Raw genomic sequence first — 16,524 nt, forward strand, 5'->3', positions numbered from 1 at the left:
GCATGGGTGAGCGCCGGCCGGTCTTCCAGGAGGTGCTCGGCGAGGACTGGGCCAAGCTCGGCGAGGTCATCAGGCGCCATTATTTCCTGCGCTCGTTCAGCGACGATTACATCTGCGTCAAAGGGGTGATGCACGAGGTCGAGCACAGCGCCGTCGCCAGGCTGGTGCTGCCCTTCGCCCGGATCGTCGGGGCGCTGGTGCCCTATCGCGGCCGCGACGTGCCGATCGAGGTGCACTACACCGCCCGGCCCGAAGACGGGACACTGCATTGGAACCGGGTGTTCCATTTCGCCGGGCGCAAGCCCTTCCATTTCCGCTCCCACATGCAGCAGACGGGCCCGAACCAGGTCATCGAATTCGTCCGCTTCGGTGTCGGCATGCGCCTCAAGGTCACGGCGGAGAAGGGGGCGCTGGTCTTCCGCGACGAAGGCTATGTCTGGCGGCTCTTCGGCTACGACCTGCCTTTGCCGGTCGGGCTCCTCCTCGGCACGGGCTATATCGAGGAACGGCCGATCGATGAGCGCAGCTTCAGCATGCGGATGACACTGAGGCATCCGCTGTTCGGCGAGCTGTTCCGCTATAGCGGTGTCTTTGCGCTGCCGGAGGAGGGTGAGACCATGGGCGCGAGCCCCTAGAGGGCAGTGCCGCCCTTGGTGACGCGGCAGATCTCGGCGAGCGCCAGTACCAGATGGTAGAGCACCCTGACCGGGAGGCGCTCGCTCATCGGCCGCCCCTGATCGTCGAGCTGGTTGACCCATAGTCCGCTCTTACGGTCGACGAAGTGCTGGAACGTCAGGCGTAGATGCTGGTCGAGCCGTGCCGCGGCATCGTCGTCGCCTTCGAATTCGATCCTTGCGACGAGCGCCTTCAGATATTCGGTCTGCGGCCAGAGCAGGGCGGCCCCGTTCAGAACATGGCCTGTCGGATCGACCTCGTTCACGACGAGCCGTGATGGATTGACCGAGGCGTCGACCTGGCGCTGGCCGAAGGCATGGAGCTTGCGTGCGGTATCGCGCGCCTCGCCCGAACCGGTCAATCGCTCGTGATGATAGAGCAGCCAGGTCCATTCGAAATGGTGGCCGGGCTCCCGGATCAGCCCACGCGGGCCCGGGAATGTCGTCCAATCCTCGCTGAAGAACTCGCCGAGCGTGCCATTGGCGTCCAGCATCCGCTCCCGCATCAGCCGCACGAGCCTGTCGGCCGTCGCCAGCCAGCGCGGGTCGGGCGATACCGCCGCGAGAGCGTGGCAGGCCTCGAGCAGGTGCATGTGCGGGTTCTGGCGCCGCGGCTGCGTGCCCAGCGTGTCCTCGCGATAGCCGCCGGCCGGATGGGCCAGCTCACCGTCGAGAAAATCCATCACCTCGCCGGCGATCGCCAGCGCGTCCGTCTCGCCGGTCGCCTTCGTGAACCAGCCGAGCGCGAACAGGACGAAGGCGAGATCGTAGAAGTCGGACCTGCCGTCGACCGCCTCTCCGCGCGCCGTGCAGGAATGGCTGAAGCGCCCGTCGGCATGCCGGCAGGCGCTCGTCAGGAAGGCGAAACCGTGCCGCGCCGCCGCCAATGCCCCGGGCACGCCGAGCAGATGCGCGTGGCTGAAGACATAGGTCAGCCGTGCCGTGACCAGTGTCGTGCGCAGATCGCTGGTCTCGGGCATCCCGTTCGGCCCGAGATACTCGACGAAGCCCAGCCGCGCCGGGTCGAAGGCGCGGTCGATCCAGCTCGGCAGCAATGTATTCGTCAGCCAGGCCTTTAGATCATCTGGGTCGATGCTCAAAATGCTTCCATCCATGGAGCTGCGCATGAGGCAGGTTCGATCCAGCGCAAAGGCTGCTCAGGGCGTCGCGACATAGCCGTCGCGGCGCGGATCGCAGGCGCCGGTGAGCCGCCCGGTCGCCGGATCGCGCGACACGGCTTGCATGCCGCCAACGCGCATCGTCCAGCCGCTGTCGTTGGCGAAGATGCCGTGTCCGAGTTCCGCCAGTGCCGTGATTGTCGCCGGTGCGAGCCGGTTCTCGACCTCGATGGCGCGGCCATCCCAGAGCCGGGCGCGCGGCGCCTCGATCGCGTCCTGCAGCTGAAGCCCGAAATCGACATGCTGGACCATGGCCTGCACCTGCGTCTGCAGGATGCCGTAGCTGCCGGGCGTGCCGAGTGCGAGCACCGGCGCACCGTCCTTGGTCGAGAGGGTGGGGGACATGCACATCGGCAGTTCCGAACCGGGCAGCGAGCGGTTCGGGCTGCCGGGCTGCACGTCGGCCCAGTACAGGAAGTTGTTGAGGGTGATCCCCGTGCCGGGCACGACCACGCCGCTGCCAAAGGGGCTGCCGATGCTCTGCGTCACGCAGATCAGGTTGCCGTCGCGGTCGGCGATCGAGAAGGAGGTGGTGTGGCCGGGGTCCTCGCCCGCTGGCGCCTGCGGCATCCATTGCTCGGTCGGGCCGTCGATCGGCTTGCCGTCTCGGACACGCGCTCGCAGGTTTTCGACGAAAGGCTCGGACAGTATCTCGGTGAGCTTCTCGGGCTTGGGGTTGTTGTGCGTTATCCGGACGCCCGCTGCGAGGCGGATAGCGCGGTAGACGATGTCGAGATGTTCGGCGCCGTTGCGCTCCAGCTTGCTGAGGTCGAAGCCGTCGAGGATGCGCAGGGTCAGCAGGAACTGGAAGCCTTCGCAGGCCGGCGGCGGCACATGCACCTGCCGGTCGCGATAGGCGACGGCGAGCGGCTCGCGCCAACTGGGTGAGACCTTGGCGAGGTCGGCCATGGTCAGCGTGCCGCCCTGCGCCTTGAGATGGGCCGTGATCGTCTCGCCGAGCGGGCCCTGGTAGAGATGGCCCGGCCCCTTGACGGCGATGTCGCGCAGGGTCGCTGCCAGCTCCGGCTGGTGCAGAATCTGGCCGAGCGCGACGGTTGTCCCGCCGTCGCGCAGGTAGTTCCGCGCCCAATTCTCGTAGAGCTCGGGCCGCTCGCGCAGCAGCGGCGCCTGCTCGTTGAACTCAGTCACGCCGAACTCCGCGATCGGGAAGCCGTCTTCGGCGAGCGCGATCGCCGGGGCGAAGATCTCTCCGAGCGAAAGGCGACCATAGGCGCGATTGAGCTCGCACCAGCCGGCGAGATTGCCGGGCGGAGCCACTGCGAGCGCACCGCGCTCGAGGTCGGAGCGCTGGCTGAAGCGCTCGATCGGGAAGCTCTCGGGCACGCGCGGTACGAAATCGAGGACACGCACGCGCTTTTCGGCTGCGACCCACATCGTTGCCGAGCCCATGCCGGCAAGGCTCGACATGAACGGCTCGACCACGTTGAGCGCCGCCGCGACCGCACCGACCGCGTCGAAGACGTTGCCGCCCTGGGCGAGGATGCGGGCACCGGCCTGCGCCGCCAGCGGATGCGCGGCGGCGACCATGCCGTGCAGGGAGCTCATCGTCGGGCGGCGGCCATCCATATCGGGCGTTTCCTTTGTTGGTCTCGTTTGGGACGAGAGTAAGCGCGCCGCGGTGGTCTGCGCTAGAACAGGCTGCCCTGTGAGTCGTCCGGGCTGCCCCGACGAGAACGCATGACGGGCTTGGCGGGAGGCGCCGGCGCCGAGGCTGGATCGAACGGCTCCTGCACCTCCGGCCCGTCATTGGCGATCTTGTTCACCGCTGGGCCGAGCCGGAGCATCTCCAGAAGGTCGTCCGGCGAAGGCCGCAGCAGCTCCTGCAGATCGGCCGGCTCCGCCGCCGGGTCGAGCCAGGTGTCGAAAGCTTCGGGTGGCACGATCACGGGCGAGCGGTGGTGGATCGCCGCCATCTGCCCGTTCGCCGAGCCCGTGACCATCGCGACCGTGTCGATCTCGGAACCATCAGGGCTGTGCCAGGTCTCCCACAGCGCCGCGAAGGCGAAGAAGCCCCGATCGGGCTTCCGGAAGAGGTAGGGCCGGTTCTCCTGCTGCCGGCCTTCGCCGAGGCGATGCCATTCGTAGAAGCCATCAGCCGGCATCAGGCAGCGCCGGCGGATGAAAGCGGCGCGGAAGGACGGTTTCTCGCGGGCGCTCTCGCTGCGGACATTGATGACCAAAGGAAAGGCTTTGGGATCCTTGACCCAGCCCGGGATGAAACCCCAGCGCATCAGGATGAACTGGCGCCGGCCTTCGTCGAGCCTAACGACAGGCACCGGCTGCGTCGGCGCGATGTTGTAGCGCGGCGGGAAATTCGGCTGCTCGCGATAGGCGAAGGCCTCGCGCATCGCCTCCGGCGGCAAGGTAATGGCATAGCGACCACACATCGTCGCATCACTTCTGCCTTATCGCGACCGGATCAAGACTTTGTTTGCGGTTGACACAGCATAGTCGCGCCGCTTCCGGGGCCTCTTCATGTCTGCTTCCGCGACCGAGACATCACCGACCGCGGCGGGCAGAGCCACACCGCAACTCTCGACCGACTATCTCAACCGGCACAGCGAGGCGCTGATGCTGCTCGAGATGGTGCCGCTCGACCGCGAGATCGTCGCCGATCTCAAGGCCTGGCGCGCACTCGGCTATGTCGAGCATTTCGCAGTGTCCCCGTTGCGCTGTGCCGGCGAGGCCACTGCTGCCTATCGTGCGCTCGGCAGGCGCGAGACGGAAGGTTTCGAGCAGCTCTGCACGGCCATGGACCGGCTGGTCTATACGGCGACGGCGCTGCTCGACGAAATGCCGGCCGAGGAAGACCCTACCCTGATCGTCGATGTCGCGAGCCTGTCGTTGCGTCGCCTGATCGCGCGCGCGACCGCCTTCATCAACGCCAATGGTCAGGGTCAGGCCGCCTATATCGATGCCGGTGCCGTACAGGCCGACATCGATGCCGTAATGGCGAGCTAGCGGTTCCGCTCACTCCCGAGCAGGAATTCGCGGTTGCCGTCTCCGCCTTCGATCGGGGAGGGGATGAGTCCACTGACGATGAAGCCGAGGGCGGTGACCGCGTCCGCGATCTCCGCGCAGATCTGCTGCTGAAGCACTTCGTCGCGCAGTACGCCCTTCTTCAGCGCCGAGCGCTTGGTCTCGAATTGCGGCTTCACCAGCGCGATCAGCCTGGCCTGCGGCGCGAGTAGCGTCGCCACCGCCGGCAGCACCAGCTTGAGGGAGATGAAGCTGACGTCGATCACGGCGAGCGCCGGTGGCTCGGTGAAAAGCCCGCCATCGAGCGTGCGGATGTCCTGGCTCTCCAGGCTGGTCAGGCGGGGATGCCCGTGCAGGCTCTCATGCAATTGCGCCTGGCCAACATCGATGGCGTAGACATGTGCTGCGCCGCGCCGGAGCAGCACATCGCTGAAGCCGCCGGTCGAGGCGCCGACATCAAGGCAGGTCAGCCCCGCGGCATCGAAGCCGAAGGCGTCGAGCGCGGCCGCGAGCTTCACCCCGCCGCGCGAAACGTAAGGGTGCGCCGCCTGAGCCTCGATCTTCGCCGCTGCGAGCACCGTCTCCGACGCCTTGCGTAGCACGACCCCGTCGGCGCTGACGAGGCCCGCGGCGATGGCGGCCTGCGCCCGCGCACGGCTCTCGAACAGCCCGCGCTCGAGCAGCAGCAGGTCGGCGCGGACCCGGCGCGGCAGGCCGGCGGTCATGGGCTCAGGCGCGCCTGATGGCGCTGGCCGGGCCGAGCGCGGTCTCGACGGTGCGCACGATTCCGGCGGCGTCGAGCCCGGCCTGCGCATACATCGCCTCGGGCTTGTTGTGCTCCTGGAAGACGTCGGGCAGCGTCAGGCTGCGGATCTTCAGGCCCCGATCGAGTGCGCCTTCGCGCGCCAGCAATTGCAGGACATGACTGCCGAAGCCGCCGACCGAGCCCTCCTCGACGGTGACCAGCACCTCGTGCTCACGGGCGAGGCGCAGGATCAGCTCCTCGTCGAGCGGCTTGGCGAAGCGGGCATCGGCGACCGTGGTCGAAAGCCCGCGCTGGCCGAGCTGCTCGGCTGCCGTCAGGCATTCAGCGAGGCGTGTGCCGAGCGAGAGCAGGGCGACCTGCGTGCCCTCCCTGACGATGCGGCCCTTGCCGATCTCTAGCGGCACGCCGTGCTGGGGCATCTCGACGCCGACGCCTTCGCCGCGCGGGTAGCGGAAGGCGATCGGGCCAGCGTCATAGGCGGCGGCGGTCGCGACCATATGGGTGAGCTCGGCCTCGTCGGCGGCCGCCATCACCACCATGTCGGGCAGGCAGGCGAGATAGGCGATGTCGAAGGCACCGGCATGGGTCGCTCCGTCGGCTCCGACCAGCCCGGCTCGGTCGAGCGCGAAGCGGACGGGCAGCTTTTGGATCGCGACGTCGTGCACGACCTGGTCGTATGCGCGCTGCAGGAAGGTCGAATAGATCGCGCAGAACGGCTTGAAGCCCTCGGTCGCCAGCCCTGCCGCGAAGGTCACGGCATGTTGCTCGGCGATGCCGACATCGAAGGTCCGGCCGGGGAATTCCTTGCCGAAGGCGTCGAGCCCGGTGCCGGAGGGCATCGCGGCGGTCACCGCGACGATCTTCTCGTCCTCGCGTGCGGCCTTGACCAGCGCGTTGGCGAAGACGTTGGTGTAGCTCGGCGCATTCGCCGGTGCCTTGGCCTGCAGGCCAGTGACGGGGTCGAACTTGACCACGCCGTGATACTTGTCGGCGCTCGCTTCGGCCGGGGCATAGCCCTTGCCCTTCTGCGTCACGACATGGACGAGGATCGGTCCCGTCTCGGCATCGCGAACATTGCGCAGCACCGGCAGCAGATGGTCGAGATTATGCCCGTCGATCGGGCCGACATAGTAGAAGCCGAGTTCCTCGAACAGCGTGCCGCCGGTCCAGAAGCCGCGGGCATATTCCTCGGTCCGCTTCGCCTTCTCATGGAAGAACCGCGGCAGCTTCTCGGCCAGGTATTTGGCGATCTCGCGCAGCGAGCGATAGGTCCGGCCCGAGACGAGGCGCGCGAGATAGGCCGACATCGCGCCGACCGGCGGGGCGATCGACATGTCGTTGTCATTGAGGATGACGATCAGCCGCGAGCCCGTCGCGCCGGCATTGTTCATCGCCTCATAGGCCATGCCGGCCGACATGGCGCCGTCGCCGATCACGGCGATGACGTTGTTGGCCTTGCCCGCCAGATCGCGCCCGACCGCCATGCCGAGACCGGCCGAGATCGAAGTCGAGGAATGAGCAGCGCCGAACGGGTCGTATTCGCTCTCCGCGCGCCTGGTGAAACCCGAAAGCCCGCCAGGCTGGCGCAGGGTGCGGATCTCGGCGCGGCGGCCGGTCAGGATCTTGTGCGGATAGGCCTGGTGGCCGACATCCCAGATCAGGCGGTCGCTGGGGGTGTCGAAGACATGGTGCAGCGCGACGGTCAGCTCGACCACGCCGAGTCCCGCGCCGAGATGGCCGCCGGTGACCGAGACGGCGTCGATCGTCTCGGCCCGAAGTTCCTCGGCAAGCTGGCGCAACTGCGCATCGTCGAGCCGGCGCAATGCGGCGGGATCGGGCGTCTGGTCGAGGAGGGGTGTGTGGGGGCGAGGCAAGGGCTGGCCGAAGCTTGCTGGATCGTGCCTCCGAATTAGTCGTTCGCGGCGGTGCTGGCAAACCGGCTTGTCGTCGCAGCCGGGCAGGAAACGGGTGGGAGCGGCCGGCCCGATCTGGAAAATCGGCGCCATCCTCATCGCTGGACGCCTCCTATGACCTCGCCCTTCTTCATCGCCCTGCTGCTGGCAGGCGTTACGGCGCAGTTCGCCGACAAGCTCGCGCTCGACACCATCACGCTCGCAGCAACGCAGGCCGGCGCGAGTCCGCGTTTCGTCGGTTTGCTCGTCGCGGCACAATCAGCCGCCTGGCTGCTGATCTCGCTGCCGGCCGGCGTGCTCGCCGATCGCATGGCGCCGCGCACATTGATCCTCGCCGGCGGCGCGCTGATGGCGCTGGGGTCGAGCCTCGGTGCGGTTTTGCTGGCAAGCGGCGCGATCGGGCCCTCGCTGGCGCTCTCGACCTTCATCGCGGCGGCGGGACCGGTCACCATCGCGCTCTCGATCTTCGTGCTGATGCCGAAGGCGGTGACACTCGCCGAACTGCCGCGGGCCAATAGCCGCCTCGAACTCGGCCGGGCGGCTCTCAGCCTGGTCGCGCCGCTGATCGCCGGCTGGGCGGTGGCACGTGCCTCGGGTTGGCTCAGCCTGGGGCTTTGCGCCGCCTGTGGCATCGTCGTGATCCTTGCGGCCGCCCGCCTTCCGGCCGAACGGCCGGCGGCGCTGCCGCGCCAGCCGCTGCATCGCGCCATCGCCGAGGGCGGAGCCTTCGTCGCGCGCCACCCCTATCTCAGGCCGATCGCGCTCTGCGCCATCGGCTGGAACCTCGCCTTCTTCGCCTTCATGGCGCTGCTCGCGCCCTATGCGCTGCGGGTTCTGACACTCGATCCGGCGGCCGTTGGCCTGGCATCGTCCGTCTATGGCGCCGGCGCAATCGCGGCCGCGCTCATCGGCGCCTGGCTGATTGCGCGCCTGCCGACCGGGGCCTTGCTGGTCTTCGGCCCAGCGGTCTCGCTGGTCGGCGCCGTCGCGGTCGCGATCGCCCCTCCGGCGCTGGGCTGGCCGGCGCTGGCACTCGCCTTCTTCCTGTTCGGCTTCGGCCCGATCCTCTGGTTCATCACCCAGACGACCTTGCGCCAGGCGGTGACGCCGCAGCCGCTGCTCGGCCGGGTCAGCGCGACGATCACCACCGCCATGTACGGCATGCGCCCGTTGGGAGCGCTCGCCGGCGGCCTTGCGGGCGAATGGTTCGGCGTCGAGACCGCGATGTGGCTGCCGGTTATCCTGTTCGCACTTTCGATGCTGGCGATCTTGGCCTCGCAGATGCCGCGGCTGAAGGTCATGCCGGTGGGGGAGCTCAGCCCGGGCTAAGCGGCCGCAGGCAGGCTGCCAGCTTCAGCGCGCTGGCGACCGAGCCGGCCGCGTCGCCAGCAGGACGCCGGCGACGATGAACGCGATCGAAACCCCCTCTGCCCCCGTGGGAATTTCGCTGAGGAAGACGATGGCGAGCAGCGAGGCGACAACCGGCACGAGCGCGATCATCGCCGCCGCGGCGGAGGCTCCAAGCAAAGCCACTGCGCGATTGAAGCTGACCAAGGCGACGATGCTCATCAGGACACCCTGATAGAAGCCCTGGACCGCGATCTCGGCTTTTGGGGCCTGCGCAAGGTGGCCGATGCCGAAGATGAGATAGACCGGCACGAAGATGACGCCCGACCAGAAGCAGATCAGCGCGGCTGACTGCATCGGATTGAGGCCGCTGCCGCGCAGGAGCAGCGTGTAGCCGGCCCACATCGCCGCCGCGAGCGCCAGAAACCCGAGCCCGAGCAGGCTCGGTGCACCCTTTCCTCCGGTCGCGGTCAGGATGAGGCCGCAGAGCCCGGCGGCGATGGCCGCGTAGCCGAAAAGCCTGATCTTGCCGGGAGGCTGGCGCAGTAGTAGCCAGCCCAGCAATCCTGCGAAGACCGGCATCAGTGTCGGCGTCACCGAGGCCGCACGCCCGGCCGAGGTCATCTGCACCCCGAGCGCGACCAGGGCCGCGAACGGCGCACCCCACAGAACGCTGAAGACGAAGCCGTTGCGCCAGGCCCGGGGCGGCAAATCGCGTAGCAGCACCGGCGCCAGCAGGATCGCGCCGATGCCATAGCGCAGCGCGGTCAGGTCCCAGACATTGAGGATACGGGTGACGCTGAAGCGCGTGACCACGAACCAGCCGGCGAAGATCGCGACCGTCAGCGTCGCCCAGAGAAAGCCGGCGAGCAGGCTCCGCGATGGGCGAGCTCGATCCGGCGCTGTGGGGCGCTCGGGAGGCTGGTCTTCAGGAGGCATGTCGGTGAACTCAGCGCTCCGGCAGCGGGATGAACTCTTCCTCGTCGCCGGGCACGGTGTCGAAGCGGCCGGTCTTCCACTCCTGCTTGGCCTGGTCGATACGCTCCTTCGAGGATGAGACGAAGTTCCACCAGATATGGCGCGGGCCATCCATTGGCTCGCCACCAATCAGCATCAGCCGGCTCTGGTCGACGGCGAGGATCGAGATCCGGTCTCCCGGCTTGAAGATCAGGAGCTGGCCGGCGCCGAACTCATCGCCGGCGATGTCGACCTTGCCGGTGACGATGTAGACGGCGCGCTCGTGATAGTCGGGGTCGAGCGGCAGGATCGCACCCGGCGCCAGCACGGCCTCGGCATAGAGCGTGTCCCAGGGAAACTTCACCGGTGAGGTCTGGCCGAAGGCCGAGCCCATGATCAGGCTGACGCGCTTTCCCTCGCCGACGATGCGCGGCAGTTCGGGCGCGGCGTGATGGATGAATTCCGGCGCGACCTCCTCATGCGTCTTCGGCAGAGCGAGCCAGGTCTGGATGCCGTAGAGCTTGGGCGCCTTCAGCCGTTCTTCCGGCGCGGTACGCTCGGAATGGACGATGCCCCGCCCGGCCGTCATCAGGTTGACCGCACCGGGGCGGATCGGCAGGGCCGTGCCGAGCGAATCGCGGTGCATGATCTCGCCGTCGAAGAGATAGGTGACGGTGGACAGCCCGATATGCGGATGCGGGCGGACATCGATGCCCTCGCCGAGCAGGAACTCGGCCGGGCCCATCTGGTCGAAGAAAATGAATGGGCCGACCATCTTGCGTCCGATCGAGGGCAGGGCGCGCCGGACCGAGAAGCCGCCGAGGTCATGCGCGCGCGGCACGATCACCTGCTCGAGCGCCTCGCAGGAGCGGGTATCGCCCGCGATCGGATCGTGGTCGGGCAGTTGCGACATGGCGATGTCCTCCTGTGAGCCCGGGAAGACTGGCCCCGGACGCCGCGCACGACAAGGGTACAGCCAGCCGCAACGGGCTCGACGCGGCCGCCCTAAGAAATTATCGATAATTCATGGCCAGCGAGAAATCCGAGACCCTTCCCGTCCGCATCAGCCGCGTCCTCGCCGAGCGGATCATTTCCGGGCAGCTCGAGCCGGGCGCCAGGCTGCGGCAGGATCATGTCGCGGCCGAGTTCGGCGCCAGCCACGTCCCAGTGCGCGAGGCTTTCCAGCGGCTGGAGGCGCAAGGCTTGGCCGTCAGCGAGCCGCGCCGTGGCGTCCGCGTCGCCGCCTTCGACCTGCGCGAGGTCCGCGAGGTCGCCGAGATGCGCGCGGCGCTCGAGGTACTCGCCTTGCGTCATGCCGGTCCGCATCTGACCCGCGCCATCCTCGACGAAGCCGAGGAAGCCACCCGCGCCGGCGACAATTCGCCGGATGTCCGCGCCTGGGAGGAGGCGAATCGGCGCTTCCACCGGCTGATCGTGACGCCTTGTGCCATGCCACGCCTGCTCGCGGCGATCGACGACCTCCATGCCGCCAGCGCCCGCTTCCTGTTCTCGGCCTGGCGCTCGGACTGGGAGGCGCGCACCGATCACGACCACCGCGCTATCCTCGCCGCGCTGCGCGCCGGACAGGTGGACGAGGCAGCGGCGATCCTCGCCCGTCATGTTCAATGGATCGGCTCGAAGCCCGTGCGCACAGCCACCGGTGGGACGCGAGACGTCTTCGCCATCCAGGGCTGAAGCCGGGAGCCAGCCGCCCATGCGCAAGGTCGCAGCGTGGTCGTGCTTTTTTGCGCTCGCAGGCAGCCACGTACTGCTCGCTTGCAATCTGCTTGCGCTTGTGGACTCTACGATAGATCAAGTCAAAAAATTATCTATAATTCTGGAACCGATGGAGATAGACCCATGAGCGACCTCAGCTACGCCGCGCCCGCCCGCTTCAGCCCGCTCGATCTGCAGGCCCGCCCAGCCTTCGTCCAGCTTGGGGCCGTCGTGCTCGGCACCCTGGTCCTGGCGATCGCCTCGCAGATCAGCGTGCCGATGCTGCCGGTGCCGATGACCATGCAGACATTGGCGGTGATGCTGATCGGCGCGCTCTATGGCTGGCGGCTCGGTGCGGTCACGATCATCGCCTGGCTCGGGGAGGCGGCGCTCGGCCTGCCGGTGCTTGCCAACGGAGCCGGCGGACCGGCGCCCTTCATGGGCCCGACCGGAGGTTATCTGGCTTCCTTCCCGTTCGTCGCGGTGCTGGTCGGCTGGCTCGCCGAGCGCGGCTGGAATGGCAGCCGGCCGGCTTTGGCTTTCGTGTCGATGCTGCTCGGCCATGCGCTTTGCCTGCTGCTCGGCGCTCTTTGGCTCGCGACGCTGATCGGGGCCGAGAAGGCCATGCTTGCCGGCGTCGTGCCTTTCCTGCTCGGCTCGCTGGTCAAGTCGGGCCTCGGTGCCGCGATCCTGATGGCGCTCGTGCGCCGCACAAAGAGCGCTGAACAGGCTTGAGTCGAAGCGAGCCGGCGTCTCGGCGCCGGCCCATCCAGGATAGCGGTCAGGCGGCTTGCCGGGTTTCGAGCTGGGCGAGCCGCTTGGCGTAATAGCTGGCGGCCGCCTCGAGCGCTTCGGCATCGGCCCGGCGCACGTCGTAGACCAGGAACGGTTCCTGCCAGGCGAGGCCGCAGCGATGCGCCGTCGCCTGCAATGGCTTCAGCAGGTCGCGCAGCGAGAAGAGATTGGCGCCGCTCGGCGTATAGGCGTCGGGAACATTGCCGGCGGTTGCGGCGACCATGAGCGGCCGACCGGCGAGCTTGGCGCCTTCAGCTTCGTAGTGGATGTAGAACATCCGGGTCAGCACCGCGTCCTGCCAGGCTTTGAGCAGCGGCGGCGTCGAATACCATTGCACCGGGAATTGCAGGACGATGCGCTCGGCCGAGAGAAGCCGCGCGACCTCGGCATCGGCGTCGATGCGTCCGTCCGGGTAGAGCGCCTGCATATCGACGACGCTGGTGCCGGGCCGGTTGCCGGCAGCCTGCGCCAGCGCGCGGTTGGCACGCGAGCTCTGATAATCGGGGTGGAAGAGCAGGATCAGTGTTTGCGTCATGGCGACCTCCTTCGGTTCGACAGGAGGATGCGGTCACCCAACAAATCATTCCAATGGATGGTCGATATATCGTATTATTGGTTTCATGAATTTACGTTCGGTCGATCTCAACCTGCTTGTCGTCCTCGACGCCCTGCTTGATGAGGCGCATGTCTCACGCGCAGCGGAGCGGGTCGGCCTGTCGCAGCCGGCCGCCTCCAGCGCGCTCGAACGCTGCCGGCACCTCTTTGGCGATCCGCTCTTGCTGCGGGGCGGGGGACGGATGCGTCTTACAGCGAAAGCGCAGGCGCTGCAGCAACCGGTCCGGGACATCCTCGCTCAGGTGACGGCGCTGCTAGACGCGCCGGAGCCGGACCTTATGAGCCTGGTGCAGACCGTCAGGGTGATGACGGCCGAACTGCCGCCGGAGCTGGTGACGGGCCGGGTCTATGAGCAACTAATGCAGACGGCGCCCGGGCTGACGCTCGCCATCCTGCCTTGGCAGGGAGCGCAGGCGACGCTGGAAGCGCTGGCGCAGGGGCGGGCCGACCTCGCCATCTCGGTCTTCCCGGCGATCGATGCCGATTTCACCCGAAGCGAACTATTGCGCGAGCGCTATGTCGTGGCGATGCGCAAGGATCATCCGGCGCAGGCCGGCTTCGATCTCGACCGCTGGCTCGCCTTCCCGCATGTGCTGATCTCCGGCCGCGGCGAGACTCATGGCCCCCTCGACGAGGCGCTCGCCCGGCTCGGGCGCAAGCGCCATATCGGCCTGGTCGTGCCGAGCTTCCTCAGTGTGCCGCCCTTGCTGCTGAGCTCGGATCTGATCGCGCTCCTGCCGAGCCGGACCTTGCCGCCCGAGGACGCCGATCGCTTCGCCACTTTCGAGCCGCCGGTCGCGGTCGAGGGTTTCCCGCTGCATCTCGCCTGGCATCGCCGCAGTGAGGGCGACCTTGCGGTCCAGCATGTCGCGCGCCTGATCGAAGCCGTGCTCGGCGAGGCAGCCGCGATCAGTCCAGCGGCCTGATGCTGGCCATGATGGCGCGGCCGGCCTGATGGCGCTCGCTGCCGGTTTCGCAGGTCTTGCAAATCACGCCGAGATAGCGTCCCTCGATCACGGTCTCGGCGAACAGCCCGGACTTGTAGTTGTGGCGGGCGTCGGTCTCGATGGCGTACCAGTCACGCGTGCCCAGGCGAACGCGTTCGAGCGGCTGCAGCACCTGCGCATCCTTACTAGTGTAGCGCAGCACCGCCCGGATGCGGAAATAGCGATCCGTCGGCGCGGCATAGAGCGAAGTCAGCCGGGCTTCGTCATCCGAACCGGCGACAGGCTGGACCCGCGTCATCACAGTGCAGGTCTCCTGCGTGCGCTTGCAGGCCTCCGTCTCGCAGACGAGCTGGACGCGTGTGCGCCCATCCTTGGCGGTGGTGCCTTCGGGCGGCCCGTCGATCCGCCAGCCTGCCGGCAGATCGAGAACGAGGCCGTCCGGCAGCGGAAGCGGCTCCGCGCTGGCCGACCCGGCCGTGAGCACGCAGCCGACGACGGCGAGGCAGAAGGCGAGGGGGCGGCGTCCGGTCATGCGGCCTCTCCGGAGCGGCCGATATGTTCGGCCGCCAACCGATCGAAGTGCTGCATCTGGTGGGAATTGAGGACGCGAGCCGGCAGCAGCAGCGGATCGCCGCGGCGCAGCAGGAGGAAGATATGGTCACCGCGCCGCTCGATGCCGCGAAAGGCAGCCCAGCCATAGCGATGGGCGATGCCGCGCTGCCGGCTGGTGACACCATCTGCCGAGACCGTGACCTCGATCGCGTCGTCCTCGGCGCGCTGGTGCAGGGTCTTGCCGAGGCTCTTCGCCTGCTGGCGCAGCGCCCAGGGATTGAACACGGCACCGAGCAGGACGAAGCCACCGACGATCGCCGTGACCGGCCAGAAGGTTACCACCCACATCTCCGCGAACAGCGGCAGGGCGAACGCGAAGGCACACGGTCTGGGTCGATCACCCAGAGGAACAGCATCACCGCCGGCACCAGCAGTAGCGCGAGGACAAGCCCGATCGCGAGGCGGCGCAAATGGCGGCTGCGCGGCCAGAGCCGCGCCTGCTGGCGCCGGATCGCCGCAGTCCTGTCCTCTGGCGTCAGATGGAAGCGTAGCGCGAGGGCCGGTTCGTCCTTCGGTTCGGACTCGCCATGATCCGGCTTCCCGGTCTGCCCGATGCAGAATGTTGCCCAGTCGCGCGCCTGCGCCTGCTGCTCAGTTGAGAGCTCGCGCTTGGGCAGGGCGACCAGTTCGTCGATCCCTGCGATCTCGACGAAGAAGTGCTCCGGCCCCTCGGCGAGACCACGCAGCCGCCAGCTCGCGACATGGCTGGCGTGATCAGGCTCGCTGCCGTCGAGGCCAGCCTCGTGCAGGCGGAACTGGCACGGCGTTGGCGCGGTGAGGCCCTCATTGCGGAGCCAGCGCTTCATCCGACTGCGTATGGTTCGGCCGTGCAGCAGATAGGCAAGGCCGCCGATCAGTACGAGCGCTGCCAGGAAGATCCCGAACGGCCCGGCAAGCGCCTCCAGGAAGCCGCGCCAGAGCAGTGCCGGATTGCGGCGCCCGCCCTCGCTCCAGATCATCGAGAGCGGCCCGAGCATCACGAGGAACAGCGCGATGCCGGTGAAGATCAGGATGCGCTGGCGCTGCCTGGCGATGAGGTCGCGATAGAGGTGCAGCATGCCGGCGATGCGGTCTTCGCCGGTGAGCGAGATCGCAAGGTCGAGTGGCGGCGGGGCCGCGAGCGGCCTGCTCGCTATGGAGGGCGTGGTGCGCATGCCGCGGCGCGCCGGCTGCGCTCCTAGTTCCCGACGTCGAGTGGCTGGGTGCCGGTCGGCTTGCCATCGGCGCCGAGCGTGATCTTCTCGATGCGGGCTTCAGCCTGCTTCAGCAACGCGTCGCAGCGCGCCTTCAGGGCTTCGCCGCGGGTGTAGATGTCGATCGATTCTTCGAGCGCCACGTCGCCGCGCTCGAGCCGGGCGACGATGCCCTCAAGCTCCTTCAGGGCCGCCTCGAAAGGCAGGCCGGCGACATCGGCATTGGTCTTGGCGTCGGTCACGGGCGCGAATCCTGTTGGCGGCCCGTTATCGGCTCTGGTCCCTTTCGCCGCAACCCCGCGCCTCACATCGGCAGGGCCGAGGTCTTCTTGATCGTGCGCAGTGTCAGGGTCGACTGTACCCGGGTGACGCCCGGCAATTGCGTGATGATGTCGGTGTGGATGCGCTCGAAATCGGCGCTGTCGCGGTAGATCACGCGCATCAGGTAATCATGCGCGCCGGCGAGCAGATGGCATTCGAGGATCTCGGGCAGGTCCTGCACGGCCTTCTCGAAGCTCTCCAGCGAGGCGCGGCCCCTGCTGGTCGAGCGTGACGAAGACGAAGGCGGTGCCGGGGAAACCGGCGATGCGCTCGTCGAGCATCATCACATAGCCGCGGATCAGCCCGCTTTCCTCGAGCTGGCGTACGCGGCGCAGGCAGGCCGAGGGCGAGAGGTGCACCTTCTCAGCGAGGTCCGAATTGGTGATCCGGCCATCCTTCTGGAGGATACGCAGGATCGTCCTGTCGCGGGAATCGAGTTCGATCTGCATCGCTGGACGTCGTCCCGTGGGCCGGCACCGTCTGGGCGCGG

The 16,524-nt window shown here is 67.9% G+C and carries 20 protein-coding genes; 6 read left to right on the forward strand and 14 right to left on the reverse strand.

The window, feature by feature from the left end:
* Window positions 1-2 precede the first annotated feature (2 nt).
* Window positions 3-635 carry a DUF4166 domain-containing protein gene (locus QO058_RS24405; RefSeq protein WP_284168808.1) on the forward strand — a complete coding sequence of 211 codons (633 nt, stop codon included), beginning with the start codon at window positions 3-5 and terminating at the stop codon, window positions 633-635.
* On the opposite strand, the gene QO058_RS24410 is transcribed toward QO058_RS24405, so the two are convergent.
* The 3 genes from QO058_RS24410 to QO058_RS24420 form a co-directional block, all read right to left on the reverse strand.
* Window positions 632-1,774: an AGE family epimerase/isomerase gene (locus QO058_RS24410; RefSeq protein ID WP_284168810.1), complete on the reverse strand. Its 1,143-nt coding sequence runs from the start codon at window positions 1,772-1,774 to the stop codon at window positions 632-634. The genes QO058_RS24405 and QO058_RS24410 overlap by 4 nt on opposite strands.
* Window positions 1,775-1,831: 57 nt before the next feature.
* Window positions 1,832-3,439 carry a gamma-glutamyltransferase family protein gene (locus QO058_RS24415; RefSeq protein ID WP_284168812.1) on the reverse strand — a complete coding sequence of 536 codons (1,608 nt, stop codon included), beginning with the start codon at window positions 3,437-3,439 and terminating at the stop codon, window positions 1,832-1,834.
* Window positions 3,440-3,501: 62 nt separating this feature from the next.
* Complete coding sequence (locus QO058_RS24420; RefSeq protein ID WP_284168813.1) at window positions 3,502-4,260, reverse strand: SOS response-associated peptidase; 759 nt, start codon at window positions 4,258-4,260, stop codon at window positions 3,502-3,504.
* An 88-nt stretch (window positions 4,261-4,348) separates the two neighbouring features.
* Here QO058_RS24420 and QO058_RS24425 point away from each other — a divergent pair, with 88 nt between their 5' ends.
* Window positions 4,349-4,834, forward strand: a complete 486-nt coding sequence (locus QO058_RS24425) for a hypothetical protein (RefSeq protein WP_284168814.1) — start codon at window positions 4,349-4,351, stop codon at window positions 4,832-4,834.
* On the opposite strand, the gene QO058_RS24430 is transcribed toward QO058_RS24425, so the two are convergent.
* Together QO058_RS24430 and dxs are read right to left on the reverse strand one after the other, a co-directional pair.
* Window positions 4,831-5,577 (reverse strand): TlyA family RNA methyltransferase, encoded by a 747-nt coding sequence (locus QO058_RS24430; RefSeq protein WP_284168815.1) that lies wholly within the window; start codon window positions 5,575-5,577, stop codon window positions 4,831-4,833. The genes QO058_RS24425 and QO058_RS24430 overlap by 4 nt on opposite strands.
* Window positions 5,578-5,581: 4 nt before the next feature.
* The gene (dxs, locus tag QO058_RS24435) at window positions 5,582-7,492 is read right to left on the reverse strand and encodes a 1-deoxy-D-xylulose-5-phosphate synthase (RefSeq protein WP_284173008.1); all 1,911 of its coding nucleotides are present in this window, start codon (window positions 7,490-7,492) and stop codon (window positions 5,582-5,584) included.
* A 153-nt stretch (window positions 7,493-7,645) separates the two neighbouring features.
* Here dxs and QO058_RS24440 point away from each other — a divergent pair, with 153 nt between their 5' ends.
* Entirely contained in the window at window positions 7,646-8,860 is a 1,215-nt protein-coding gene (locus QO058_RS24440) for an MFS transporter (RefSeq protein WP_284168816.1), read from the forward strand.
* A 24-nt stretch (window positions 8,861-8,884) separates the two neighbouring features.
* Here QO058_RS24440 and QO058_RS24445 read toward each other — a convergent pair whose 3' ends face one another.
* On the reverse strand, window positions 8,885-9,817 hold the full coding sequence (locus tag QO058_RS24445) for a DMT family transporter (protein ID WP_284168817.1): 933 nt from the start codon (window positions 9,815-9,817) through the stop codon (window positions 8,885-8,887).
* Window positions 9,818-9,827: 10 nt separating this feature from the next.
* Window positions 9,828-10,748 carry a pirin family protein gene (locus tag QO058_RS24450; protein ID WP_284168818.1) on the reverse strand — a complete coding sequence of 307 codons (921 nt, stop codon included), beginning with the start codon at window positions 10,746-10,748 and terminating at the stop codon, window positions 9,828-9,830.
* A gap of 113 nt (window positions 10,749-10,861) precedes the next feature.
* Between QO058_RS24450 and QO058_RS24455 the strand changes: the two genes are divergently transcribed.
* Entirely contained in the window at window positions 10,862-11,530 is a 669-nt protein-coding gene (locus QO058_RS24455; protein WP_284168819.1) for a GntR family transcriptional regulator, read from the forward strand.
* 165 nt (window positions 11,531-11,695) lie between these two features.
* Window positions 11,696-12,286, forward strand: a complete 591-nt coding sequence (locus QO058_RS24460) for a biotin transporter BioY (protein ID WP_284168820.1) — start codon at window positions 11,696-11,698, stop codon at window positions 12,284-12,286.
* Between the two features lie 46 nt (window positions 12,287-12,332).
* On the opposite strand, the gene QO058_RS24465 is transcribed toward QO058_RS24460, so the two are convergent.
* A complete protein-coding gene (locus tag QO058_RS24465) occupies window positions 12,333-12,881 on the reverse strand; it encodes an NAD(P)H-dependent oxidoreductase (protein WP_284168821.1) in 549 nt (182 codons plus the stop codon).
* A gap of 85 nt (window positions 12,882-12,966) precedes the next feature.
* Between QO058_RS24465 and QO058_RS24470 the strand changes: the two genes are divergently transcribed.
* Window positions 12,967-13,887 carry a LysR family transcriptional regulator gene (locus tag QO058_RS24470; RefSeq protein WP_284168822.1) on the forward strand — a complete coding sequence of 307 codons (921 nt, stop codon included), beginning with the start codon at window positions 12,967-12,969 and terminating at the stop codon, window positions 13,885-13,887.
* On the opposite strand, the gene QO058_RS24475 is transcribed toward QO058_RS24470, so the two are convergent.
* The 6 genes from QO058_RS24475 to QO058_RS24500 all read right to left on the reverse strand — a co-directional run bounded on the left by QO058_RS24475 (window position 13,871) and on the right by QO058_RS24500 (window position 16,483).
* Complete coding sequence (locus QO058_RS24475; RefSeq protein ID WP_284168823.1) at window positions 13,871-14,440, reverse strand: hypothetical protein; 570 nt, start codon at window positions 14,438-14,440, stop codon at window positions 13,871-13,873. The genes QO058_RS24470 and QO058_RS24475 overlap by 17 nt on opposite strands.
* On the reverse strand, window positions 14,437-14,802 hold the full coding sequence (locus QO058_RS24480) for a YcxB family protein (protein ID WP_284168824.1): 366 nt from the start codon (window positions 14,800-14,802) through the stop codon (window positions 14,437-14,439). The genes QO058_RS24475 and QO058_RS24480 overlap by 4 nt, the downstream gene beginning before the upstream one ends.
* Window positions 14,796-15,674 carry a hypothetical protein gene (locus tag QO058_RS24485; protein ID WP_284168825.1) on the reverse strand — a complete coding sequence of 293 codons (879 nt, stop codon included), beginning with the start codon at window positions 15,672-15,674 and terminating at the stop codon, window positions 14,796-14,798. Before QO058_RS24485 ends, QO058_RS24480 begins: the two co-directional genes overlap by 7 nt.
* A 23-nt stretch (window positions 15,675-15,697) precedes the next feature.
* Entirely contained in the window at window positions 15,698-15,955 is a 258-nt protein-coding gene (locus tag QO058_RS24490) for an exodeoxyribonuclease VII small subunit (protein WP_057187566.1), read from the reverse strand.
* Window positions 15,956-16,017: 62 nt separating this feature from the next.
* Window positions 16,018-16,215, reverse strand: a complete 198-nt coding sequence (locus tag QO058_RS24495) for an Lrp/AsnC ligand binding domain-containing protein (protein WP_284168827.1) — start codon at window positions 16,213-16,215, stop codon at window positions 16,018-16,020.
* Window positions 16,163-16,483 carry an Lrp/AsnC family transcriptional regulator gene (locus QO058_RS24500; RefSeq protein ID WP_284168828.1) on the reverse strand — a complete coding sequence of 107 codons (321 nt, stop codon included), beginning with the start codon at window positions 16,481-16,483 and terminating at the stop codon, window positions 16,163-16,165. Before QO058_RS24500 ends, QO058_RS24495 begins: the two co-directional genes overlap by 53 nt.
* Window positions 16,484-16,524 lie beyond the last annotated feature (41 nt).

The sequence above is a fragment of the Bosea vestrisii genome, assembly GCF_030144325.1.
Classification (GTDB): domain Bacteria; phylum Pseudomonadota; class Alphaproteobacteria; order Rhizobiales; family Beijerinckiaceae; genus Allobosea; species Allobosea vestrisii_A.